Raw genomic sequence first — 24,083 nt, forward strand, 5'->3', positions numbered from 1 at the left:
CTAGCTTGCCCAAAATCTTAGATAATCTACCATCTGTATTCCGGTTGAGTGTGGCGATCGCTTTTAAATAGTGAAAAATGATTTGATTTTAAATTTAATAAATCTTGGCTATAAATTGACGATTTGTAGAGACGTTGCATTGTAACGTCTCTACAAATAACCGTTTTATATTTCACGTTTTTGCATTGCCGTTGTTGCCGCCTTGAGTTTATTCACCAAAGTTTTCATTGCCGATTCCTGTGGCTGGCGTGGCGGAATTTTTTGCTGTCCAAAGCCGTCAAACAATTCGTTGAGCTTAACCGTAAAGCCTAAATATGCGCCTCCTGCAGAACGTGTGCCTGAGAAATCTCGGTCATCAACTTTACCAAAGACATAACCAGCAGAGACGCGCAGGTTAGGCGTGAGGTAGTAGCCTGTTTCTACAACAAAGCCTGTCTCACTATAGCTAGACTGACTAATTACACGAGCTTCACCCACCAAATCCCAGCTATATCCCAAACGATAGGTAGCTCGAAATTGCGCCAGATTCACTGTGCTAGTACCAGCTAAATCGTTAGCTAAATAAGAGGTGCTATTACGCAAAGCATACTTACCGTAGAATTCCCATTGCCAATTAGGAGCGTAAATTGCTTCTAAAGCAAAGGTATGGTCTTGGGAACCCGTACCACTTCCTAACAGGATGGTGTCAGGAATGGATGAAGGATTTTGGCGATATTCATAACGCAATAAAGCATTAAATTTATCGTTATTGGGGTCGCGGTAGGCTAAACCCAGCTTGAGGTTAGCAGTATCTCCCAGTCCTGAAAGCTTTTGATTGGAAGAACCAGCTTGTTGATAACGTACTAAGGCTGTGAGAGCCGGAGAAATTTTACCCGCAGCAGCAGCGGTAATTACTGTATTCCCTCCACCAGAAGAGGAACGATGTTCATAACGGGCGCTGGCTTGAAACTGCGGATTATCACTGTATTCCAGCCCAATGCTGTAGCTATCGCCACCATCAAATCCGATCGCAGATGCAGATTGACCAAAAGCGAAGGGTTGGGCATATTGTTGACCCGCCGCAGTCCGTCCGAAGAAGTTGCCAAATACGTGTTCGTAAGCAACATTCAGCCGCAATCCCGAAGCAATAGTCCAACGATTATTTAGACCAATTGCCCCTTGGGTAGTCATTTCGTTAGCACCACCCAAAATTGAATAACGACCTGTCAAGGTAGTATCCGATCCGAGTTTGTGTTCGCCGTTGACACTCAAGCTAGTGATGGAGTTACCCGAATATTGACCGCTACTGTAAAACTGTTGGGCTAAACTGACGCTGACACCAGGAATTACTGCCCAATTTAACCCGAAGATGGTGCGGTCTGGGTAAATAGGATCTTTTTGGGAAGATAAACTCAGTTCATTTTGCGCTTGGAAAGTCAGGTTTTTCGCAAGGGGAATGGAAAAACGCGATCGCAATTGATCGGAATTACTACTCAAACTACTATCGGGGATGCGGTCTTCCCGATGACGATGAATCCAATCCAGATCAATAATGGCACTACCTAAACGTTGTTGAATCCCAGCAGAAATTGTCGTCAGCGAATTATCAACCCTGCTCCCAGGTATCGCATCAGAACGCGGTGCAAATAGTTCTTCAAAGGTATCTAGAGGTTGGGGAGCAATCCCAAAATTGTCTTCGTGGTCGTATTGCGCTCTGAGGTTGGTAGTTGAGGTCACTTTCGCTGTAACCTGCGCTCCATAACGAGTTTGTCCTGGGACAAAGCTGACAGTGGCATTATTAGCAAAACCTGTATCAGCAAAGCGATAATAGCCACGGCCTTGAATTCCGTTAGCAATTTGTCCCTCAACTTCCAATCGGTAAGCATCACCTCTGACTTTTCCCACAACATCAGAATCATTAGTGGAATGGGCGTATTCTGCGATTAACTTACCGTTCTCACCCAGAGCAATCAGCGCATCTGCACCGTAGAGTTGAAAGTCGCGTACTCCGTGATTTTCTTGGATATAAGTTGCTCCAATCCAGCTTTCCTGATTAAGCTTGCGGGAAAGGTTATATTGCAAACGACCAGCATAGATATTGCCATCAGAGTTTTGATCGTCGTATTGGTAGCTAACAACAATCCGACGTACCAATACTTGTCCAGCCTGATCGACATCAGTACGAAGCATCGGTTCGCGGAATAATAATGTACCGCGATCGTAGTCGATTTCGTAGTCTGGGCCTCGGTTAAGCTGTTTACGTTCTAATACAGTTCCAGGACGATTGAGTTCTTCTAACTCGATAAAGACATTTTCACTACCTACTTGTAGTAGTCTGCGAGAGAGGAAGTAATAACCACTAGTACCATCGGGAGCAATAGTATCCCGTTGAAACCCCTCTAAGTGGTCGCCATAGAAACCTGTAATTTGGAGATTTCCTAAGTTGTAGTTAGCTTTAAAACCGTGGAGTTGACGGGTAATCGCAGTAAATTGCTGAGATCCTCGCGCAAATTCTTCTGTGTTATAGTCACCCCACATAGCATAATCAGGGGAAACTCCGGGGATACGAGATGAACGCTCGAAACGCAGAAATACACTGTCAATGGAAGGAGTAACGACATCAACTGTCGAGCTATCACCGTAAACAGGATAGTTTTGCTCGCTGGATTGGTAAGTTCTAAATAACCGATTATTACAGTCACAATCTTCATTGAGGCTACGAGAACTGTTGTATGCACCCGTAAACAACCATTCCCCGATCGCACCAGTGGCAAATACTGCGGAATGGAAATCTAATTGCGTGCCGTTGTTTTTGTCAGGAGGGAGGAAATCACGGAAACTGCCGTAATAATTTGTACCTCTAGCTCCCAAACGTAAATCTATGACTCCAGTAACTAAACTCGGACGCAATGCCGTTTCAAATTGCAGTTGAGTAAAGGCTTCTAGATTGTTAGTTATGGCTCGAATTCGGACAGTTTCGGCTTTGAGTTGCGATCGCAACGTCGTTGTAAATTGTCCTCCTTTCGCCTCCACTTGAAATCCGGGTTCATCGGGCTTAAAGTCTTTCCCGACAAACTCCCCAGCAGTGGGTATGAGGGTGATAACAGCATTACGATTAGAGCGATTGCCATTTGCATCAAGCAGTTGACCCCGGATTGTTGCTGTAGAACGTCCATCTGCTGGGATACGAGACTCAACTGTTTCTAAAGTTAGTTGCTGTGGCGCTCCCCGCACTGCGACTTGTACTGTTACAGGGGGTTCTGTTCCTCCAATAATTTTTGCAGAGATGGTGTTTACACCTTCTTTTAACGAGACACCATACCATGTCTGCGTTACTAAGTTAGTGCTAGCATCACTTTCCGTTCGTCCCAATAAAGAAGGGTCTACCAGCGCCCCATTCACCCGCAATTCTACCTGACTACCAACAGGAAACTGCACAATCACCGTGCTAGCTTGGACATCTACAACACTGTCAGCCGTTGGAGTCAGGATTTTGATGGCTGTAGATATGGGGAGAGTGGGAGACACGGGAAGATTTTCATTCACTCCTTGTCCGTTCTCTACTCCTGCTGTTTTGCGTAAGCCTCTAGGCAAACCTACCGAAGTTGCTGGTTGAAATGGTTGTATTGCCGTTGGAGAAGCTTGCAACTGTGTCTCTGTATCTTTACCTCCATCATTTTTGTTCTTGATTTCGGCTACTTTATTTAAGGCTGTGGGCAAATCAACAGAGTTTACTGGTTGAAACGGTTGTATTTCCGTTTTACTTGGCTGGACATCTGCAATTGAAGTATCAGTAGTCGGTGCTGAAGAAGTGGAAGAAAATTCATCAGATGGAAACTGCTGTTTAGAACTTCCCAAAAGATAAGCCTCTCTCCTGCTCCCTGCTCCCTGCTCCCTTGCCTCTTCTTCAACACCCTTGTGTGCTTGCGAAGGTGAATCAGGGAAAAGGAGATTTTCACTAGTGATTTCAGCTTTGACTATAGCAGGATACAAAACCAGGCAGAGAGCTACTGACATTGCCCCCATCAATTTCAGGTTAAATATAGTTGCACAGTGCAGTCTGGGTTTCATTTCTTGACTGGCTCCTGAAATGTGGGGGTGACAGCAAAGTTCATACGTACCAAGCCACCAGGCTCTAAATGCACCAAGCGAGATTGGCTATTTCGTTCGCGGAATTTTTCGTTATGAGCTAGGGTGTAACCAGTTACACTGCTCAGGTCTAGTACACCTGTGTGGTATCCAGGTAAGGCATTAGCTAAGGAGAACAAACCATTAGGATCTGTAGTGATGCGGTTTCCGTCCTCCAGAAAAATCACTGCATTTGGTATCCCCGGCTCACCAGATTGTTGTTCACCGTCAAAGTTTTTATCAACAAACACCCGACCGATAATCGTGCCACAGTCAGAAACGATTCCTGAACTAATTTTCAACTGGTGTGTTGCAGGGCCATCCTTGGTGCTAAAACGGTTATCGGCTCGTTGAGCATTAACGATCGCACTGTTGCGACCAGTCCCACGCAACGCATCAGGTGTTAGTTGAGCAGCGTAGACAATATTCAAGACTTTCTCTGTGGGAATGCTTGCATCTGTGCGGAATGTTACTGTGTTACCATTGCGTTCTGAAGTAATAGTGACGAGTTGACCATCTACCTCTCCCCGCACAGATTTCGGCAAAAAATCGAATCCTAAAGGTAGGTTGTCTGTGACAAATATATTATTCAAACTAGCATCAGCGAGATTTTTTACTGACAGGCGGTAGATTACTGTATCTCCAGGTTCAGCAGCAGCGCGATCGCTTGTTTTGATAATCTGTAACTGATTGGCTTGACACAAATTTGTAGTAAATTCAAAGGCTAATAAATCCAGTCCCACAACTTCTGCATTGGGAACTAAAACAACTGTTTGCTCTACTCTGGTTTGGCCTGTGAGACTGATTGGTTGACCATCCAGAGAACTAGCGACATATCGCACGACATTATTACCTTGTGTGCCAGTGCTACCAAGGATTTCAATCTTGATTCGCCGTTGTCTGTAGATAGAATTTGGTGGCGGATTAACTACAAAAATGTAGGTTCTACCTGGATCGGTTTGACCCTTATTCGGATCGAGTAGGAAATTGTAGACACCCGCAGGACTATTCGTAACGAAGTAAGGGTTACTATTCTCAGTATTTGGCGATCTACCGCCAGGAACATTGTTATTAGGAATATCTGGTAACTCTGTTCGAGTCAAAGCAACCAAGCTGCCTAATTCTGTCCCCGTTGGATCGCTAGAGTTAGGTTCGTATACCCCAACTGAAAAACCTGTATAGTCAGGTAAAATTGTGCCAGCGCAACCTAAGATCCGTCCTAAAGGATCAAGTAATGGGGTAGGACTAACATTTATCTGACTAGAACTTCCTTGATATTGATTATTAGCTGAATCTGTATAAGTGTAAGTAGCTTGATTTATTAATGGCGAAGACGCAACTAGATTATTAGTTTGTTGCGCGATCGCTGGTATAGATATAGTAGTATGCAAAAAACTTCCCAGAAGAACACTAGCTGTTAACCGTCGCCACCAGCCACTGCTAGAAGTAATTTGCTTTTGGTTTTGAGGACGGCTCACTGAACACATCTCCTATGAAATGTCAAGCTTGTTGTTAATAAAAGCACTTATTTATTTGTGGAAATCCAGTTAAGCCAAAACCTTTTAAAAATTTTGTTTCCAGTTTCCATCTCGAAATACAGTCAGAAAGACGGCGTATCTACGCGTCCTAATCAGCGCACTTGGGTTTGATAAGTCGCTTTCACTGTTGTCTTCGCTGCAAGAGAGGGAATCTGCAAACGGATATGGGTGTAAGCACTGGCTGGTGCTGGCTTTGTTTCCACTTTGCCGTTAGGAAGAGTAACTTTCACAGTGGGATTTTCGACAAAGCTACGTCCGCCATCAATGCTATAAATAACTTTGGCATTCTTGGCGACATTGGTAGAATTCAGCACGTAGACCATTCCTTTGGGAATAGGTTGATTAAACGTCAAATTCTTTACTGGGCGATCGCTATTATTTTCGCCAGTTAAGGTATATCGCAACACATCTCCAGGTTGCACCACAACTTGACCTTTTAAAGGTTCCCATTTCTGACTTTGCTTACCCTGCTGATCCTGTGCTACTACTTGTTTTTCTGCTTCTAAGCGCAATTGAATTTGCCCTTGAGTTTTGATATTCTCAGCAACAGCACTTGTAGAATGCCATACATTTGCGATTCCTGGAATTTGACCGACAAATGGGACTGTAGCAATGAGAGCAAATGCTCCTAAACCTGCAAGAGAAAAATGCTTCATAATAAATAACCTCAAAAAATTTCCAGAATCTTGATTGTTGACTTATCTTTCCCTGCTTTTGCGAAGAAAGAGTCACTCCCCTATTTGGTTCCTGTTTAGAGGTTGGGGATAAGGTTAACTGGTTGCGGCGATCGCTCTCTTAGAATCTGCGAACGTCACAACCCCCAATCCCCAATCCCAAGGAATTAGTTCACCTTGCGTTGGAAGGTAAATGTTCTTTGAATGCCCGGTGCAATCTGTCCAGTAGCAGTATTTACATACTTTGTGACATCACTGTTTACCGTGGTTCCAGTTTGATCAATACCAAGGTTACTAGCTGGATTACCACTGAAGAATTGGATAGTTGAAGCTCCAGAATCTTTAGCTGAACCAACAATGTTGCTAGTATCAATTTGAGTGTTATTGTCGTTGTCTAGCGCCCAGTTGTTGGGGGTTTGCGTACCATCTTCAGTAATCACAACTTTGTTAGCATTCAAAATCACGTTACCGGTTCCAGCTTGAGGATCGGAAATATTTGTGTATTGAATTTGGTACTCAATAATGTTTCCTGGTGCAGGCTTCTTCGGAGTGGTACTGAATGTGCCATCAGTGCCTTGTACTGCTGGGCCAGTTCCTAATAGAACTCGTGACATCTTCACCATTTTCAAGAAACCAGTGTAAACGCGATCGATGGAGATGTTGTTAATCTCACCACTATCAACTACACCATTATTATTAGTGTCAATAAAGGCAGTAATGGGTACTGGGAAGCCCTTATTGATATCAGTCGATAGTTGCGTACCAGCTGGTAGGTCAACTTCTACGCCATAATTTACACTGCTTCCAGCAGCAACACCAGAGATTTTAATTGGTGTATTATTGGCTGCTAGGGTAAAAGTGCCAACGTTATTGGTGATGCTGTAAGTATAGACAGCAGATTGACTGTTATAGCTAACAGTCACCTTTGTACCATTGGGCAAATCTGTGGCTGTAGCTGGTACTGTTGGTACTATTGTAATGTCATTAGGGTTAGTCCCACTGTTCTTAATTGTGTTAGTGAAACCAACTGATTGTGGGTCAAGCGTACTACCAGGTGATGTGTTAGGAGGAACAAAAGAGGATTTGTTTGTGAAGTCGTCGTTATTATTTGTTGGGCCAACAGCATCAGGGGCATTATTCGGCCCGTTTAAAACTGAGTTTGCTTGGGCGACTGAAACGGTGTAGACGTTGACATTTCCTGTAACAGAATTACTACCTTGGTTGTTATTACCTGTGTCAGTTTGATTGGTAGGAACTGTATCGGGATAATAGCCAGAGTCTACTGTAGTAGGAAAGGTTCCATTAGTGGGGTTAATGTTATCTGGATTTTGATCGCCTGAATCGTCAAAGAGTAGAGGGCTATTTGGATCTCCAGCAGTTTTACCGAACACTTGAGCGATGTTGTTAATATTTGTCGCTGTCGTTCCTGTGATTCCAGTGGTCTTTACTTGTACTGTAAAACCTGTAACAGTTGTCCCTGTGGCAACTGAAGAGATAGAGTTAGGATCGTTAATAAAACCAACCCGTTTAACAACACCACCTGTTACATTAGCACTGTTAGTTTTCCACAAAGCCTGATCGGCAGTTGTAGTTGCAGGATCTTCACCAGCGTAAACCACTATCCACCCTGAAGGAGCGGTTGGAGTTCCATTAAGAGTTGTTGATGCTGGAAGTGCATCAGAAACTAAGATGCGAGTAACTGGATTACCGTCTACATTGATACTTGTACCAGCTAAAGCTGCGGGTGTTAGCCCACGATTGGTTACGTCGTTGCTCTCAACTCGCAAGCTTAAACCATAAGTCAGCACATCATCATTGAGTACGGAAGTGTTACCAGCGTTATAGCCTGTTCGAGTTTTGAGTATTGTGGCTAGAGCAACAGTTTTAGCTGTGTTGCCTACTTGAATTTGCTGGGTAATACTAGATTCTCGTGTACCGTTAACTGGTGTACCAGGAACTTCCCCGCCACCTGCGTTATCAGCATTATCTACAGTATAAACGTCACCACCATCGGGACTCCGCAGTTGGTTTTGGGCATCACCAGGAGTGTTACCAAGGGTAACTTTAATTACGTCGCCCGATTGAGCGCCAGTCTGTACAGTTATCGGCACACGCACCAACACAGTACCACTAACCGGAATTGAGGGTGTATCTACACCACCAGCTGTTACGTTTGTCCAAGTTGCACCACCATCTGTACTGTATTGGAGTGTGCCACTAGCTGGTGTTACCCCATTTTTATCAGCAGGAAGTACACCAGAAACTGTACCAGGCCCAGTTGTTGTTGCTTGGTTAGGAATATGGAATTTGGTGGGGTCGTTACCTACGTTTGTTAGGGTGTAGGTGTAGGTTAGTAAATCGTTAATTGCAACAGTGCCACCATTGTTATCTGTAACACCCGACGCTGTGACAGTAATACCCGCAACCTCTGCTACAGTCACGGTGACAGTGTTAGAGGTGGAATTTATAGTTGTCCCTGGATTGTTAGGATCTTCGTAGGTTGCTGTTGCAGTGTTACTGATAGATGTACCTCCAGTAGTTCCGTCAGCTAATACAGGTGCGACAAATTGGAAAAGGCTACCAGTTAATAATGCTGTTGCTACTAGAGATTGGTAAACTTTACGCTGCTTGTTGACAGATTGATTTCGATTTACCATAGAAGTAGTTTGTTTTTTTGCTGAACTTGTATCTTGGATTTTGAGACAGGATAAAGTTCGGCAATTCCTTAAAAAATTGCCGATTATAGCTGCCCAAAGCTTCAATGTTTTGGGAATGCCTATTTAAGAAGTTAAATTACTGACACTCCTAAGAAACTGTATTGAGGCAATAACCAGAAATAATTTGTCTACTTGTTTTACGCTTACCCTTGAAAATCAAGGCTGGCAATCGCAAATATGTGTAATTTATTACTGTGTTTTGCTAATTTATCGTTCTATATAGCAATGTAGCTTTTAAAGCAAAAAAAATCTTCGGTGTAAATAAGTAACTCCTTTGGCTGTGAATAAGTGCATTAAAGCGGAGAAATTAGCTTTATTTTGGCAACACACATAGAAATTTTAATGGTTGAACTCAGACTTTAGGAAGACTAAAACCTATATTTGAAAACGCTTTTGAGTTTTGGCTGTCATAAATCTGTATTACTCTGTGGAGTTATTTAGATTAAAAAATTGAAAGTTAACTAGGCGATCTAGATCGCTTAAATGAGATGGTATTTTTAATAAATGCAATTTAATCATAACTATGATGCAATTTAATCATATTTATTCTCAATATTAATACTTATTAATTTAAACTATTTCTTTTTTTTTAACGTTCTATATATACGTATAAATGCTTAATATAGGGATTACTGATATTAAAGTTTTACAAGAATCCTTTTGCTCAACACCAAGCATACCAGACTATTTTTGTCGGGTATGTTTGACTGGTATTTTTGCTCGTGTTACTATCAGGCGACAGTCGACAGACAAACAGGGAAAGCTAGTTTATGACTCAGGCAATTACAACCCAAACCCAAACCAGCACTGCCTACTTTCAAGCCTTGAAGTGTAAGGAATGTGGTGCAGAATATGAACTCAAGGCCAGCAATGTTTGTGAGTTATGTTTTGGGCCATTAGAAGTTAAGTATGACTACAACGCCCTACGTCTGACTGTCACTCGTGAAACAATTCAAGCTGGCCCCAATTCAATTTGGCGCTACCGTCCCTTTTTGCCTGTCGCAACTGATAATGTTATTGATGTGGGAACGGGGATGACTCCCTTGGTTCGTTCCCACCGTCTTGCCCGTCGCTTGGGTCTAAATAAGCTTTATATAAAAAATGATGCCGTGAATATGCCCACCCTGAGCTTTAAGGATCGGGTGGTGTCAGTCGCCCTATCTAGAGCGCGAGAGTTGGGTTTCACTACTGTTTCTTGCGCTAGTACTGGTAATTTGGCAAATTCTACAGCCGCGATCGCAGCTCATGCCGGCTTAGACTGCTGTGTGTTCATCCCCGCAGATTTAGAAGCCGGTAAAATTATCGGTAGCCTGATCTACAGTCCCACCCTAATGGCAGTCAAGGGCAACTACGATCAAGTAAATCGCCTTTGTTCGGAAGTTGCTAATACACATGGCTGGGGTTTTGTCAACATTAATCTGCGTCCATATTACTCTGAAGGTTCTAAGACGCTAGGTTTTGAAGTTGCGGAACAACTAGGCTGGGAACTACCCGATCATGTTGTTGCTCCCTTAGCATCTGGTTCGCTGTTTACAAAAATTTATAAAGGGTTCCAAGAATTTATCGAAGTTGGTTTGGTAGAAAACAAGAGCGTCCGTTTCAGTGGCGCTCAAGCTGAAGGTTGTTCACCCATTGCCCAAGCCTTCAAAGAAGGACGCGACTTTATTAAGCCAGTTAAACCAAATACAATTGCGAAATCGCTAGCGATCGGCAATCCAGCAGACGGCATTTATGCTGTGGAGTTAGCTCAGAAAACTGGTGGTAACATTGAATCAGTCAATGATGCCGAAATTATTGATGGCATCAAACTGCTGGCAGAAACCGAAGGCATCTTCACAGAAACGGCTGGTGGTACAACCGTCGCCGTGCTGAAAAAGCTGGTAGAAGCTGGCAAAATTGATCCAGACGAAACTACTGTGATTTACATCACTGGAAATGGTCTGAAAACTCAAGAAGCAATCCAAGGCTACGTTGGCGAACCCTTGACTATTGATGCGAAACTCGATAGTTTTGAACGGGCGCTAGAGCGATCGCGTACTCTAGATCGCTTGGAATGGCAACAAGTCCTCGTTTAAGTAGGAGTTAGGAGTTAGGAGTTAGGAGTTTTTTTATTCATAACTCTTTACTTTATTCTCCACTCCTCACATCTCACCCCTTACAGATGACTCCTAACTCTTCACTCCTCACTCCTCACTCTTCACCCCTTCACTTTGTACTTCTATGGCTGTAAAAGTTTTAGTTCCTACAACTCTTCAGAGTTTTACCAATAATCAAGCTACTCTAGAATCCACCGGCAGCACTATTGCTGAATTGTTAGATTCCTTAGAAAAAAGCTTTCCTGGTATTAAATCTCGGTTGTGCGATGAACAAGGTAAACTACGTCGGTTTGTAAATTTTTACGTCGATAGCGAAGATATCCGTCATCTAGATGGGATTAACACAACTCTAAAAGATGGCGATGAAGTAAGTATTGTCCCAGCTGTCGCTGGTGGTTAATACAGAGAACCCCAAATCAGTAGAAACCTGACAATACAACTCTTTGAAAAATTACCCCGTTCCCAGTCGGAGACTGGGAATTCTCATTAGTGGACTATCGCCTCCCTTACTCGCGGCAGAGACGCTTTTCATTTTGCTAACTATGCAGTAATTATCTGAGAAAGTCTTTGTCGCCAAGACTCATTGTCATCGATAGTTAAGATAATCCGTTTGTAGGATTCATCTCGCAATTGAATCGTTAAATAATTTGTCTCTCGATTTACATACCAAAACTCTTTACCACGGTTAGTGTAATAAGTTCCAGCCTTAATCACTCCAGGAATAAAGCTACCAGGGGCACGCAATTCTCGCCAATTACTTTGGGGTTCATCTGTTGTAACTTGTTCAATATGGGCTAGTGATATTTGCCAAAGTTTATTCAACCGAACAGCTAGCAGTTGCTCTTGAAACGTAAATTCTATCTGCAATTTATCATCAACTATACTTAGGTTCATGATGAATTTCGTTGCCAGTAATTTTTTATCTAGTATTACTTACAAACATCCGATCATAATCAGTAAGCAGGTGGGCGTCAATATTTTTCGTTGGGATAAGACAGGATAGCGCAGCGGTAGCGAGTCTGCGTACCCTTACAGGGAAGCAAGCTACGCTTTTAGCGTCTGTCTGCGACACGCTGCGCGAACGTAGAGAGCGTCGGCAGGAGAGAATAGGGTTTCAGCCTCGTTCATTTTTGTTAACATCGGGTAGCTATTAATTTGTGGTAGTAGTAAAATTTATAGGTGATAGAAATATCCACCTACAGATAAATTTATATTCTTGTTTTATTGGTGAGCATTTGGCAATTTGGCAGATTGTAATTAGAGTATTTTGATATATTGCATGAAATTACCAAGATGTTTTTACTTATTATACAGAGGACGGGCTAACCCCCGTCTTTTTTGTTGCTGATTAGCATTTTGGGATTAATTACAATCAAGTAGTTAGTATGATTATTTTTAACATCTATATTAATTAATATGCCCTGACTTATGGTAGATTAATTTTATATTCTATGTATTCAGTTATACCAATCAATCTATTATCAGGTTTCAAGATATTTGCACACATCCTATAGGAAGATGCCCTATGAATAGAATAATGGGTAAATTGACTTGGAATGTTGTTATGCACTGGATTTATATAAAGGTTTGGTGGTGAGCCAAACCTTTTTTATATGTATTTAAAATGGGAGCATCCCAATTTTGCAAATTGATTAAGATAACAGATTGTCGCGAACGCTCCATTTCATTACACTTGCAATGACAAAATATGTTTTTACACATTTGGGATGCTCCCTTTAAAATTGGGTATGAGGCATTACAAAATAGATTTTCATTGTTTTTTGTAAGCAATTAGGTATAAGCCTCTATCAAGACTTAAGTTCTATAAGATTTATCTGCAAACAGAATTAAAAACTGAAAGTACTCCGCAAAATGCCAATAGTAACTGAATCACTATCTGGTGTGTTACCAGGCTGGATAAGATGAATTATTCCTGGTGTAATGCTGATATTATCTGATAATTGGAAACGATAAAATGCTTCAATTTGAGTAGTTGTTCCTGGTTGTCCACCGGCACGTCCTAAACCTGTATTGATAAAATCAGGGACATTATTCCCTACAGGTAAGTCGCTACTGGTGATTTTAGGAGGTTGACCGACATAAATTCCCCCCAAATTTCCTTTAGCAAATAAATCAGGGAAATTCAAAAACACCATATAATTTGTTGTCTCTACATTTCCCGATTGCCCAGGAATGTAAGATTTAGTATAACCACCCCATGCGCCTGCGCTAATACGGGGAGAAATTTGCCAAGTTAAAGTTGCACCCACGGCGTTGGTTTGCAGGGGTGCTGATTTTCCAGTCGTAGTATTAACCGCAGTTAAGCATTCATCACCAACAAAGGTTAGCAAACAACCATCTGAAGCGTAATTATTAACGTAGTACAAACTTAAATCTAGAGTATCGGTTGGTGTCAGCAGCAATTGCACGCCTGTAGTAGTGGTTCCATCAAATAAACCGCTATCTTTACCGGGATTTCCTGGTTTATAACTAGTATAAATTGCCTGCAAACTAGCGCGTTTAGCAAATTGCCAATCAATAGCTATACCGCCGTGACCGTATCCCATATTTAAAATTGGGTTTCTTTGGGCAAAGTAAGACAACGGCCCAGTTGCAGCACTTTCTACCCGATTGGGGCCTCGGAAAGCAGCTGGCATACTTACACCTTCTGTTCCTACCATTACTGCTAATGTATCTGTTATCAGCCAATGAAAATTGAGGTCACTTACAATTAAGTTACTTGTAGGAAATTCGTAGCCAAGTAAAACATCATTCCGAGAAACACTATTGGTAAATCTAGGTGTAGTTTTCCCTTTACCATCTAGAAGACCTGTAAATAAGTAGCTAGTGGGAGTGATTTGACTAGTTAAATATAGCTGTGCCAGGGACATAACATTAATGTTTGTACCTGCATCATTTGTATCTTTTTGTCCATCTCTAGGATTAACATCACCACGATTGCTAGTCCGTCCTTGAATGCCAACTATCAGTAGTCCACTGAGTTTGGTTGTTGTTGAAAATTGGTTGGCTGCAATTTCGGTGGTTTTGGCTTCTAAACTATCGACACGACCCCGCAAAGTTGCTAATTCAGGGGTAAATTCTGACTGCAATTTTTGTAATGTTGCTAAATCTTCGTGCGTGACTAAATCGTTGGTGGCTGTAGTGATTAATTCGTTGACTCTATCTAAACAAGCATTTACACCAGCAGCAAATTCATAGCGGGTTAAGGCGCGATTACCGCGATAGCTGCTATCTGGATAGCCTGCTATACAACCATAGCGTTCTACCAAAGACTGTAGTGCTTGGAATGCCCAATCGTTGGGTTGTACGTCTTTGAGTTGAGATACCGATGTAACTTGCGCCATCGGTTCATCTGAAGAGAGGGAGGGAGACGAGGGAATAATATTATCACTCTTAACTCCTGACTCCTGAGTAGTTTCTGTATTTACGTACTCTTGTGCTAGTACTTTTTGTACAACTCCATTTACTCCTGCAATAAGTAACCATGCAAGCATCCATGTTTTACAATGATTGCGGCTAATAAATCTACCTTTCAATTTTTTACACTCTGCTCACATACTTAAGTGAAGAGTGTATCCGCGATTATCTAATGTTCACATGGGGACATTTACGGATTTTGTCCCAAATGAGACTTAATGCTTCTAGGCAACTTCTGCAAGGACGAGTATAACAGGGTATTGGGGATTGGGTACTGGGGGCTGGGGACTGGGTACTGGGTATCTGGGGACTGAGGATTAGGAAAGAGTTTTCTCAATCCCTAATACCCAATCCCCAATCCCCAATACTCAATCCCTAATCCCTAATCCCTAATCCCTAATCCCCAATTTATGGCAAATCGCTCACGCAAGCTGACGCCAAAAGCCTCGAAACTAAATAAACCTCGTGCTGATGCAATGAAACGTGTCGCTAAAAATCTCCAGAAAAAGCTAAAACGGGGAAGTTGGTTGTCGTCAATACTAGCGATCGCAATTCTGTTCAGTAGTGCTAGTCTAATAATGGCTTTTGCCTGGATTAGCGTTCTCTTTATATTCAATCCAGATCGGGTAAGCTGGCTAAATAAAATTTTACCTGCATGGGCACAAATCCCCCTTGGGAAGCACGAACGTCCCCAAACTCTCAAACAAATTCAACTCGATTTGAGTAAAAAAAACCAAATATTTGGGGAACCTCTGCCTTTAAATCAAAATACGGAAACCTCATTTTTACTGCCAGTTTTTCAACAGCGTGCTAATTGTCAATTTGATTGCAAAGAACTTGTCGAACTCAGGGTTTACGAGCTATCAGTTGAGTTAGAGTTTACATCTCAGTCAGAAAATTACTACTATTTAGCGACTCAATTACCTGTAACGGGGCCAGAGGAATTTTTTGTAACTTCTCCCTGGCTTGATGAGACATCAGAATCCCAAGATATCAGCATTCCCTTACCTTTAACTCAAGTGCAACGCTTTGAAGGTGGGACACCATCACCAGGAGTTTGGTTTAATTTACGGGGTCAACGCCAACAAGAAACTGGTGCCTTCGCCTACGGTCAAATCGTATACTACAATCCAGAACGCACGAATTTACTACAAATGCTGTCTTGGAGTAGTCCGAATGGACAATTGCCCAAATGGCAGCAGGTAACTGGTGATAGTACCAAAGAATTAGTTGTCGATCAAACAGTAGGTTTAGAACCGCACTTACAGGTTTACCAAGTCAAGTCTCTGAAGTTATTCCTTAAACCAATTCAATTGGAGGCAATTACCCTCAAATCACCAGCCCTTAAGGATTATGGATACCAAAATGCCCTGTCAATTGCCCGTAGTGGACTGTGGACACCAGCTTTTGAATGGTTAAAATTCATCAAGAAACAGCGTAAAGGAATTTTGCCAGAGGCGGCGCAAGCGCAAATGGATTTGATTCGCTTGCATTCCCAATTTACTCAAACCCAAGCCCAGAAAATTTGGGCAAGTCCTAGTCAAGGGGTGTTGGCAGATTTGATTGATGGTCGCTGGGGAAAAGCTTTACAGGTGTTTGAAGCCTCGCCACATAATTCCCAAGAAATAGCGACTCTACTTAAAGCTGATAAAAAACGATTGTGGAATCGGATAGCGGCAGCGTTGCGGGTGAACCCAAATAGACAAGAGGTACAAGCTTGGTTTGCTTTGATTTTAGCGGTTCAACAGGGAGAAGGACAGGCTAATTCTTGGTTAAAGGCGCAACCAAAAGTTACCAAAGAAAATCTTGATTATATTCAAGGTCTGTTAGCAAGACTTAATGGTGAGATTACAAAGTCGCAAATATCTAGTCAGATTGTTGGTACGGTGCAGCCAATCGCTCAAGTTACTAGCAGTGAGTGGCTGCAAGCAAATTCTACCGCAGACCTGAAACTCACGGATAATCAAGTTTGGTATCAAGTGGAAGTGAGTGCATTTAATGACGGTAAACGCTGGCTAAATTCCCCTTTTGAGAATTTGAACCCACCTAAAACTGACGCCGCCAAATTTTTTTGGAAAACTTTGGGAATCACTTCTGACCCTGAAATCCAGATTGTGGTCTGGTTGCCTAATGGAGAACAAAAAATTAGTATAGCCGCTATCAAGGCGGTGCAACTACGGGGTAAAGTTTTGCGCCTATTAGCTGCTGGCCCAAAAATCCCAGAGAATCAAAATGATGTTCTTCAACCTAAACCTTTAGCCTTGACCAATGCAGCACTGGAATGGGTGCAACCATCTCCCATTACTCTACGAGAACTGTATCAACAAAATCCCCAAGGGGTGAAGGTAATATTATCAAGTGTGTGGCAATCTTTGCAGAAATCTGGTGAAATTCTGGCTGGTGCTATTCCTACCTTTGAGGAGATGCAGGAAAAATTGGGTGATTGGCCGGTTCAAGTAATTGATTTAACAAATAACGCTCAACCAGAAATAATACTGACTATCTCACCAGAAGCAATAGCATCTTTGAATCAGTCTAAAGCGGGAACTTCGGCGGAAAACACAGAGCAACGCCGTGACCGAACTATAATTTTTTCTGATAGCAATGAAGTTATTTACACTGATTTTACAGGAAATGACTTACAAAGACTCTCTGCGATCGCCAAGCTTTCGGGCGTGCAATCTCTAGCTTTACTGGTAGAAAATGCTCATAACTACAGTTTAAAGCGCTGGTCAAAGAAAAATCAGCGCTTTGAATAACACGCCCTCCATTCAAATTTAGACTAAAGATGGACAAGGCGATCACTCTACAAAATAGACTTATTCTTTTGGGTTAGTTTCGGCTAGACGTTGGTGTTTTAGGTTTTCTAACTGCTGCAACAGAGAATCTACCTCTGCTTGTAAATGCAGCAATTTAGCTTGCTGGTCGTCTTGGTAGTAAGACTTAGTTAACTTACTGACCCAGTTAGCCTGGGACTGGCAATCGGAAACACTAGATAAATAAGTAGGCATCGTTAATTAAATCCACAATTTAACTCACACCATTAGAAATATTATAATAATGCTCTTTTAAGCTTTATTAAATTATTGTATATTTTCAATCAATTACTCTAATGGATTTTAGGTTCAATCATAAGAGACGGTGATTAGAATGGCTGAGTTCCAAATAAAACATCGGCTGAAGCGTGTGAAGCTTCCGTCCACTCAACGTTACTTAGAACTATTTAATTTGGTGGACTGTCAATTATGGCTGTACTAATTATTATGACCGTTTTTAGGGAATTTACGCAAGAAATTATATGTAGACTACATCAAGAATTACGCCAAATTATGAAAAAACGTACTTATTGACGTGTCTCAACTTCAGCTAAAACTCCTTTAAAACCTCGTTTCCAGTATATAGAGTAGGAACTAGACAATCTCTAAAACTTGAACAGAGACATCTATGTATATTTCCGCAGTGAAAAATAAGAGTTTCAGAGAGTTCTTGCGTAAATCTGAATACGTTTGCGATCGTTTCTCACCCCGTCAGCATTCTCAAGCTAAATTTGTTGAACTGAAGGTTGCTATGGCAGTTATGATAAACTGACATTCTAAATAAAAAATAAAAATACCAAATTTAACGCCTGCACCACAAAAAATAATATTCTTAATTGAATTAAGGGACTCATAACTGGGAACTGGCAAGGAAAAATTCACTTTTTTCCTCTTAGCCATTCTGCACTTCCCGATCTCGCCTTCTCTAAATATCCAATCCTTACATTAATAAATTTTAAATCCCGTGACTTTGAGCCTGTCTGTTGCTACATCTTATCGCCAACCCTGGCCTGGACTGATAGAAGCCTATCGCGAATACTTGCCTGTCAGCGAAAACACACCGATTGTGACTCTGTTGGAGGGTAACACGCCTCTCATCCCAGCGCCAGCGATCGCAGAACGTATTGGCAGACAAGTACGGGTTTTTGTCAAATATGACGGTCTCAATCCCACCGGCAGTTTTAAAGACCGGGGAATGACTATGGCAATTTCCAAGGCCAAGGAAGCAGGGGCAAAAGCAGTAATTTGTGCCAGCACGGGAAACACATCAGCCGCCGCCGCCGCTTATGCTAGACGTGGGGGAATGAATGCCTTTGTACTGATTCCCGACGGTTATGTGGCGCTGGGCAAGTTGGCACAAGCGTTGCTATATGGGGCAGAAGTATTGGCAATTAAAGGTAATTTTGACCAAGCGCTAGAAATTGTCCGCGAGATGGCCGAAAGCTATCCAATTACTTTGGTGAATTCGGTCAATCCCTACCGCCTAGAAGGACAGAAAACAGCAGCCTTTGAAATTGTTGATGCCTTGGGTGATGCACCAGACTGGCTATGTATCCCCGTAGGCAATGCGGGAAATATCACAGCATACTGGATGGGATTTTGTCAATATCATCAAGCCAGAAAATGCGATCGCTTACCCCGAATGATGGGATTCCAAGCCGCAGGTGCAGCCCCCTTAGTACACGGTAAGCCAGTGGCGCATCCCGAAACTCTAGCGACAGCAATTCGCATTGGCAACCCTGCTAGTTGGGAGTTAGCGATCGCAGCCCAAACCGCCAGTCAGGGAAATTTCCACGCCGTTACCGATGCCGAAATTCTCGATGCTTATCGACTTTTGGCAGCATCAGAAGGTATCTTCTGCGAACCTGCTAGCGCCGCTTCTGTCGCTGGGTTGTTGCAGGTGAAAGACCAAATTCCCACAGGGGCAACAGTAGTTTGTGTCCTCACAGGCAATGGTCTAAAAGACCCGGATACGGCCATTAAACACAATCACAGTCAATTTCAACAGGGTATTGCAGCAGAATTGGGTGCAGTAGCCAAGGCAATGGGATTTTAGGAATGGGGATTGAAAAGAGGCAGAGGGCCGGGGGGCGGAAGGGAAAATTCTCCCTTGCTCCCTGCTCCCTGCTCCCTTGCTTCCTCCCCACTCCCTACTTCCCCTGCTCCGCCGCCACTGCTCGTTCGCGTGTCAAGCTATCAATGGCATCGCCCAAGGCAGTAGTTAGGCTATTGCGGCTTTGGGCGTGGTTATCTTGCTCAGTTTTCAAAGCTTGCAAAAGGCGATCGCGTTCTTTAATTACAGCGATGAGTTTAGCTTGCAAGTCCTCGACAGATTTTAGCTGCTCTATTTCTTGTTCGATAGCTTTGACTGTTGTCCCAGCTTCGAGTATCCCTGTTTCAAGACCTTGGAGTTTGTGCAAATCTGCTTTGAGAGATGCGATCGCCTGTTGGGAGAGTTGGGCATCTGTGCGGCGTTGTTCTGCTTCTGTGTTGTAAAGCTGACGCCATTTTTGGGCACTTTCCCAAGCAGCATCGCGCTCGTGTTGCAGGAATGCCATCTGTTCTTTGATTGTCTGGATTTCTGTCAACCACTGCTGGGTTAAATCTTGATTCATAAATTAATAGTCATCGGTGGAGAGTCAACAGTTATTATTCTGCTATCCCAGATTGCTTTATGTCTCTATATCTGATGAGCTTTCATGCTTAACGTTTATTTTGTAAACTTTCAATGGTAGCGATCGCATGTTTCGCCACAATATCAATCTCCTCTTCTGTATTAAACCTGCCAATGCCAAACCGCACTGAGGCATAAGCTAGCTGTTGGGGATGTCCCAGCGCTGTGAGAACATGGGAAGGTGCAGTATTTGCCGACGAGCAAGCAGAACCAGAAGATATAGCCATTACTGGCTGTAATCCTAGTAAAAGTGCGGCTCCATCTACTCCCTCAACACTGATATTCAAGTTTCCCGCCAATCGTTCCTGAGGGTGTCCGTTGAGATGAATTCCCTCAACTTGCGAAAGCTGTTCCCACAATCTTTGTCTTAACTGGGTGAGGCGTTGGTTTTCTGTTGCTTGTTCAGCCAAAGCGATTTCTACAGCTTTCCCCAAGCCGACAATTTGCGGTGTATACAATGTACCAGAACGCATCCCCCGCTCATGTCCACCGCCGTGCTGCTGGGGAGCTAGTTGTACTCTGGGGTCGCGTCTACGGACGTACAGCGCTCCAATGCCTTTGGGCCCATATACTTTATGGGCTGTGAGTGACATCAAGTCAATTTTCATCGCTTGTACATCCAAAGGAATTTTACCAATAGCTTGGGCTGCGTCGGTGTGGAAAATGATATTGCGATCGCCTCCAGCAGCGCCTAGCCCATCGCGGCATATTTCTCCAATTTCTACCAAAGGCTGTAACACGCCAATTTCATTATTTGCAGCCATCACCGATACCAAAATCGTTTCAGGACGTAAAGCTTTTTTTAACTCAATTAAATCAATCAATCCATCTTTTTTAACAGGGAGAATAGTAATTTCAAAACCGAGACTTTTTAAATAATTACAAGGATCAATAACTGCACTATGTTCAGTGGCAACAGTGATAATATGCTGACCTTTTTTAAAATAAGTTTCGGCAACACCTTTAATAGCTAAATTATTTGCTTCTGTTGCACCACTGGTAAAAACAATTTCTTCTGGAGTAGCGTTGATTGCTGCCGCTAAAATTTCTCGCGTTTGCTTAACAGCGGCTTCTGCTTCCCAACCATAAACATGACTAATGCTTGCTGGGTTGCCAAATTTTTCTGTGAAGTAGGGGAGCATTGCTGCGAGTACCCGTTCATCTATAGGTGTAGTAGCGTGACCATCAAGGTAGATAGGACGAAGAGACATAATTATTAACTCAAACTTTGACTTAGTTTTCTTAAAATTCTGAGAACTTGATATAATTCATTTTCTCGCTTAGATAAAGTGAATTTATCAGACAAAGCATACTTCGGTTTATCTTGATTTATGAGCTTGATAAATTGAAAATCTTCTCCATTAGTTACACATCCAAACACAGGTTTATCTGGATTATGATTGCCTAACATATAAGCCAGTGCTTGGGGTATGGCTGCTAAAATAGAAAAGCTCGCTCTTTTCGATTCAATTACTAACAGCCACAATTTTTCTTTAATAACCAGAACATCAATGCGCCCTCTAATAATTTCTTCTTCATCCTCTAAGGTAATTTCTAGAGATTCTTCAGTAGTCAGAAAAAATGGTTCCCGATAAAATCCTGCCAAGTCTAATAAAGGAGATAAGACAACCATTTTGACTGCATTTTCTAAGATTGGTGGATGTTTAACCAATCTCATAAAATTAGTTTTCACTCTGTCTAGATATTGTTTTTCTATATCTGTGATTTCTGGCAGAGTGTCAAACCACTCTGGAAAAAAATCTTCACCTTCAGTTTGTTGTAGACCAAATCTTGCTTCTAAATAAGTAAGACTGACGTTATGAGCTTGGATGACTTCAACCATAATTATTTCAAGTTGCGAAAAGTCTAGTTTCTTTCTTGAATCATCATATCGGCAGTTTCTAGAGCAATTTTATATAGGATTGCTGTCACTATACTTATATCCAATTGCGTTACGTAGCTGCTAATTCCCGTAATTTAGTTAAAACTGCCTGAGCATGACTTTTGGTTTTTACATTAGGCCAAGCATAGACAATAATTTTATCAGGTGAAATGAAAAAAGTTGAACGAGCAACACCCATATATTCTTTGCCCATAAATTTTTTCAAGCGCCAAGCGCCGTATGCTTCTATCAGAAGATGTTCTGGGTCACTCAAGAGGCTAATTGACAAGTTATGTTTGCTGATAAATTTACAATGGGACTTACCCGAATCTGGACTTACGCCTAAGATTTTCGCTCCTAATGCGCTGAAGTCTTGATACAAATCGGTGAAATCTTTTGCTTCGGTGGTACAGCCAGGGGTGTCATCTTTGGGGTAAAAATAGAGAACAATCCACTTACTGCTGAGATCGTCGAGAGTGACCGAATTGCCATTTTGATCGGGAGTAGAGAAATCTGGTGCTGGTTGTCCGACTTGGGGAATGTTACTCATGATGGGGATGTGAGAGATTGTGTAAGCGTAGTCGGTCGTATCTTAGATACTGATGTCATAAAATTGAAGAAAATATAACAAAAAAAGTGAAAAATTCCGCATCAAAGCTATTGATAACATTGGCATTCAGTTGTATGAGTGTGATACTCAATACTGGTATAGCTCATCAAATAGGTTTAGCGAAATCAACTAATCCTCAAAAATGTGATATTTTTGCCTACGTCATTGATACAGATCCGCAAGGTTTAAATGTGCGGAGTGGTGCAAGTACAAACAACACAATTCTAGGGCAAATACCTATAGACGAGACAGTTCAGGTTATTAGTGCTGCTGGAAATTGGGTACAGATTACTAATGCTAGTGATGGTTTTCAAGGAACTGGATGGGTATTTGTGCCAAAGTTAGGTTTAACAACGCGGGGCTACGGTACTAATGGCGTGGATTTCTATGCTAGTACCAGTCAACAAAGGCAAAAGGTGGGAAGAATTCCTGCTAATACGGCTATCAAATTGCTAGGCTGTCAGGGAAATTGGGCACAGGTGGAATATCAAGGTGTTAAAGGTTGGTTGGCAAGGGAAGATCAATGTGGTGCAGCCCTTACCAGTTGTTCTTAGTACAACCCACGGGAGCATCTCAATGAGTGTAAAAACACACCTTGCCCTGGCGAATAGAATGAGACTGTTGGCGAATTAATAAGGGATCTAACCCATCATTCCTGATTACTCTAATTTCAGTCCGTTTCAACAGACTTGAGCTATTAGCCCGAAATTTATTTCAGAGCAGGAAAGCAACGCCAAACCAATGTTTTAGGGATGAGGGGTCAAACACAGCGTTAATTGACCAAGAGTCTCATAGAATTCGCGACATACAGACAAAACCCACCTCCGTGGGTTTCAAATTCTTTGAGTCCGCGTAGGCGGACTTGGTTTGTGTAGCCACGATTTCTAATCGCCTAGTATATTTGGTTAGTTGAGCTTCAGCAATATTTTTGTTAAGTTATCACCTAACTTTTCAATAGATTCTTGCTGTTTAGGATCTTTCAACGTGCCATCAGGGTTGAAGGCTTCGTAAGCTTTAGGTACGGCTATCTGGTCGGGAAGTACCAAAACTTTGATGTTTCCTAAAATAGACCGCAGATGAACCAACCCCCGCAAACCGCCAAGAGCGCCAGGGGAAGTACTCAGAATGGCAGCAACCTTTCCTGCAAAAGCCGCTAATGGTGCTTCATTTGGGGCTGGACGGGATGCCCAGTCGATGGCGTTCTTTAAAACTGCTGTGAGCGAACTGTTATATTCCGGCGAAGCAATCAGCAATCCTTGATGAGAAATCAGCAAATCTTTGAAAGTACGGGCGTTACTAGGTAGTCCTTGTTCAGCTTCCAAGTCTTCATCAAACAGAGGTAAAGGCAAATCGCGGAGGTCTATATAAGTTACTTCTGCGCCTGCTGCCTTAGCGCCAGCCGCCGCGATTTTCACCAATTTTTTGTTGTAAGAATCAATCCGGGCGCTGCCTGCAAAGGCGAGGATTTTGGGTGTAGATGCCATAGTTTTAGGTTGAATGGGAAGGATTGGCTAGTTCAGCTGCATTATCC

At 42.4% G+C, this 24,083-nt stretch carries 17 protein-coding genes; 5 read left to right on the forward strand and 12 right to left on the reverse strand.

Features of this window, described 5'->3' with window-relative positions:
- Positions 1-165: 165 nt before the first annotated feature.
- From HWQ39_RS24790 to HWQ39_RS24805, 4 genes are all read right to left on the reverse strand, one after another.
- Positions 166-4,050, reverse strand: coding sequence for a TonB-dependent receptor (locus HWQ39_RS24790; protein ID WP_292850981.1), 3,885 nt, complete (start codon positions 4,048-4,050; stop codon positions 166-168).
- Entirely contained in the window at positions 4,047-5,594 is a 1,548-nt protein-coding gene (locus tag HWQ39_RS24795) for a hypothetical protein (RefSeq protein ID WP_292850984.1), read from the reverse strand. Before HWQ39_RS24795 ends, HWQ39_RS24790 begins: the two co-directional genes overlap by 4 nt.
- Positions 5,595-5,737: 143 nt before the next feature.
- Complete coding sequence (locus HWQ39_RS24800) at positions 5,738-6,301, reverse strand: hypothetical protein (protein WP_292850987.1); 564 nt, start codon at positions 6,299-6,301, stop codon at positions 5,738-5,740.
- A 185-nt stretch (positions 6,302-6,486) separates the two neighbouring features.
- Positions 6,487-8,976, reverse strand: a complete 2,490-nt coding sequence (locus tag HWQ39_RS24805; RefSeq protein ID WP_292850990.1) for a hypothetical protein — start codon at positions 8,974-8,976, stop codon at positions 6,487-6,489.
- Between the two features lie 830 nt (positions 8,977-9,806).
- Between HWQ39_RS24805 and thrC (HWQ39_RS24810) the strand changes: the two genes are divergently transcribed.
- Entirely contained in the window at positions 9,807-11,111 is a 1,305-nt protein-coding gene (thrC, locus tag HWQ39_RS24810) for a threonine synthase (protein ID WP_292850992.1), read from the forward strand.
- Positions 11,112-11,256: 145 nt separating this feature from the next.
- Positions 11,257-11,532, forward strand: a complete 276-nt coding sequence (locus HWQ39_RS24815) for a ubiquitin-like small modifier protein 1 (protein ID WP_292850995.1) — start codon at positions 11,257-11,259, stop codon at positions 11,530-11,532.
- Positions 11,533-11,672: 140 nt separating this feature from the next.
- Here the strand turns inward: HWQ39_RS24815 and HWQ39_RS24820 are convergent, their stop codons facing one another.
- Both HWQ39_RS24820 and HWQ39_RS24825 read right to left on the reverse strand, forming a co-directional pair.
- Entirely contained in the window at positions 11,673-12,026 is a 354-nt protein-coding gene (locus tag HWQ39_RS24820; RefSeq protein WP_292850998.1) for a hypothetical protein, read from the reverse strand.
- A 953-nt stretch (positions 12,027-12,979) separates the two neighbouring features.
- A complete protein-coding gene (locus HWQ39_RS24825; RefSeq protein WP_292851001.1) occupies positions 12,980-14,647 on the reverse strand; it encodes an iron uptake porin in 1,668 nt (555 codons plus the stop codon).
- Between the two features lie 333 nt (positions 14,648-14,980).
- On the opposite strand from HWQ39_RS24825, the gene HWQ39_RS24830 reads away from it, so the two are divergent.
- Positions 14,981-17,329, forward strand: a complete 2,349-nt coding sequence (locus HWQ39_RS24830) for a hypothetical protein (RefSeq protein WP_292851004.1) — start codon at positions 14,981-14,983, stop codon at positions 17,327-17,329.
- Between the two features lie 60 nt (positions 17,330-17,389).
- Here the strand turns inward: HWQ39_RS24830 and HWQ39_RS24835 are convergent, their stop codons facing one another.
- A complete protein-coding gene (locus HWQ39_RS24835; RefSeq protein WP_292851007.1) occupies positions 17,390-17,581 on the reverse strand; it encodes a hypothetical protein in 192 nt (63 codons plus the stop codon).
- Between the two features lie 769 nt (positions 17,582-18,350).
- On the opposite strand from HWQ39_RS24835, the gene thrC (HWQ39_RS24840) reads away from it, so the two are divergent.
- Complete coding sequence (gene thrC / locus HWQ39_RS24840) at positions 18,351-19,442, forward strand: threonine synthase (RefSeq protein WP_292851010.1); 1,092 nt, start codon at positions 18,351-18,353, stop codon at positions 19,440-19,442.
- A 94-nt stretch (positions 19,443-19,536) separates the two neighbouring features.
- On the opposite strand, the gene HWQ39_RS24845 is transcribed toward thrC (HWQ39_RS24840), so the two are convergent.
- The 4 genes from HWQ39_RS24845 to bcp form a co-directional block, all read right to left on the reverse strand.
- Positions 19,537-20,001, reverse strand: a complete 465-nt coding sequence (locus tag HWQ39_RS24845; protein ID WP_292851012.1) for a hypothetical protein — start codon at positions 19,999-20,001, stop codon at positions 19,537-19,539.
- A gap of 88 nt (positions 20,002-20,089) precedes the next feature.
- Positions 20,090-21,271, reverse strand: coding sequence for an aminotransferase class V-fold PLP-dependent enzyme (locus tag HWQ39_RS24850; protein WP_292851014.1), 1,182 nt, complete (start codon positions 21,269-21,271; stop codon positions 20,090-20,092).
- Between the two features lie 5 nt (positions 21,272-21,276).
- A complete protein-coding gene (locus HWQ39_RS24855; protein ID WP_292851016.1) occupies positions 21,277-21,903 on the reverse strand; it encodes a type I restriction endonuclease in 627 nt (208 codons plus the stop codon).
- 109 nt (positions 21,904-22,012) lie between these two features.
- Positions 22,013-22,492 (reverse strand): thioredoxin-dependent thiol peroxidase, encoded by a 480-nt coding sequence (bcp, locus tag HWQ39_RS24860; RefSeq protein WP_292851018.1) that lies wholly within the window; start codon positions 22,490-22,492, stop codon positions 22,013-22,015.
- Positions 22,493-22,626: 134 nt separating this feature from the next.
- On the opposite strand from bcp, the gene HWQ39_RS24865 reads away from it, so the two are divergent.
- Positions 22,627-23,106 carry an SH3 domain-containing protein gene (locus HWQ39_RS24865; protein ID WP_292851021.1) on the forward strand — a complete coding sequence of 160 codons (480 nt, stop codon included), beginning with the start codon at positions 22,627-22,629 and terminating at the stop codon, positions 23,104-23,106.
- 351 nt (positions 23,107-23,457) lie between these two features.
- Here the strand turns inward: HWQ39_RS24865 and HWQ39_RS24870 are convergent, their stop codons facing one another.
- Positions 23,458-24,036 carry an NAD(P)H-dependent oxidoreductase gene (locus tag HWQ39_RS24870; RefSeq protein WP_292851024.1) on the reverse strand — a complete coding sequence of 193 codons (579 nt, stop codon included), beginning with the start codon at positions 24,034-24,036 and terminating at the stop codon, positions 23,458-23,460.
- Between the last annotated feature and the right edge of the window lie 47 nt (positions 24,037-24,083).

The sequence above is a fragment of the Nostoc sp. NMS8 genome (assembly GCF_017115045.1).
Taxonomy (GTDB): Bacteria; Cyanobacteriota; Cyanobacteriia; order Cyanobacteriales; family Nostocaceae; genus Nostoc.

Excerpts from the sequence above, each read along its gene's own strand:
- HWQ39_RS24800 (WP_292850987.1), bottom strand. The coding sequence starts at position 6,301 with ATGAAGCATTTTTCTCTTGCAGGTTTAGGAGCATTTGCTCTCATTGCT.
- bcp (WP_292851018.1), bottom strand. The coding sequence starts at position 22,492 with ATGAGTAACATTCCCCAAGTCGGACAACCAGCACCAGATTTCTCTACT.
- thrC (WP_292850992.1), top strand. The coding sequence starts at position 9,807 with ATGACTCAGGCAATTACAACCCAAACCCAAACCAGCACTGCCTACTTT.
- HWQ39_RS24830 (WP_292851004.1), top strand. The coding sequence starts at position 14,981 with ATGGCAAATCGCTCACGCAAGCTGACGCCAAAAGCCTCGAAACTAAAT.
- HWQ39_RS24845 (WP_292851012.1), bottom strand. The coding sequence starts at position 20,001 with ATGAATCAAGATTTAACCCAGCAGTGGTTGACAGAAATCCAGACAATC.
- HWQ39_RS24855 (WP_292851016.1), bottom strand. The coding sequence starts at position 21,903 with ATGGTTGAAGTCATCCAAGCTCATAACGTCAGTCTTACTTATTTAGAA.
- HWQ39_RS24805 (WP_292850990.1), bottom strand. The coding sequence starts at position 8,976 with ATGGTAAATCGAAATCAATCTGTCAACAAGCAGCGTAAAGTTTACCAA.
- HWQ39_RS24870 (WP_292851024.1), bottom strand. The coding sequence starts at position 24,036 with ATGGCATCTACACCCAAAATCCTCGCCTTTGCAGGCAGCGCCCGGATT.
- HWQ39_RS24790 (WP_292850981.1), bottom strand. The coding sequence starts at position 4,050 with ATGAAACCCAGACTGCACTGTGCAACTATATTTAACCTGAAATTGATG.
- HWQ39_RS24865 (WP_292851021.1), top strand. The coding sequence starts at position 22,627 with ATGAGTGTGATACTCAATACTGGTATAGCTCATCAAATAGGTTTAGCG.
- HWQ39_RS24835 (WP_292851007.1), bottom strand. The coding sequence starts at position 17,581 with ATGCCTACTTATTTATCTAGTGTTTCCGATTGCCAGTCCCAGGCTAAC.
- HWQ39_RS24825 (WP_292851001.1), bottom strand. The coding sequence starts at position 14,647 with ATGCTTGCATGGTTACTTATTGCAGGAGTAAATGGAGTTGTACAAAAA.
- HWQ39_RS24815 (WP_292850995.1), top strand. The coding sequence starts at position 11,257 with ATGGCTGTAAAAGTTTTAGTTCCTACAACTCTTCAGAGTTTTACCAAT.
- HWQ39_RS24795 (WP_292850984.1), bottom strand. The coding sequence starts at position 5,594 with ATGTGTTCAGTGAGCCGTCCTCAAAACCAAAAGCAAATTACTTCTAGC.
- HWQ39_RS24850 (WP_292851014.1), bottom strand. The coding sequence starts at position 21,271 with ATGTCTCTTCGTCCTATCTACCTTGATGGTCACGCTACTACACCTATA.
- HWQ39_RS24820 (WP_292850998.1), bottom strand. The coding sequence starts at position 12,026 with ATGAACCTAAGTATAGTTGATGATAAATTGCAGATAGAATTTACGTTT.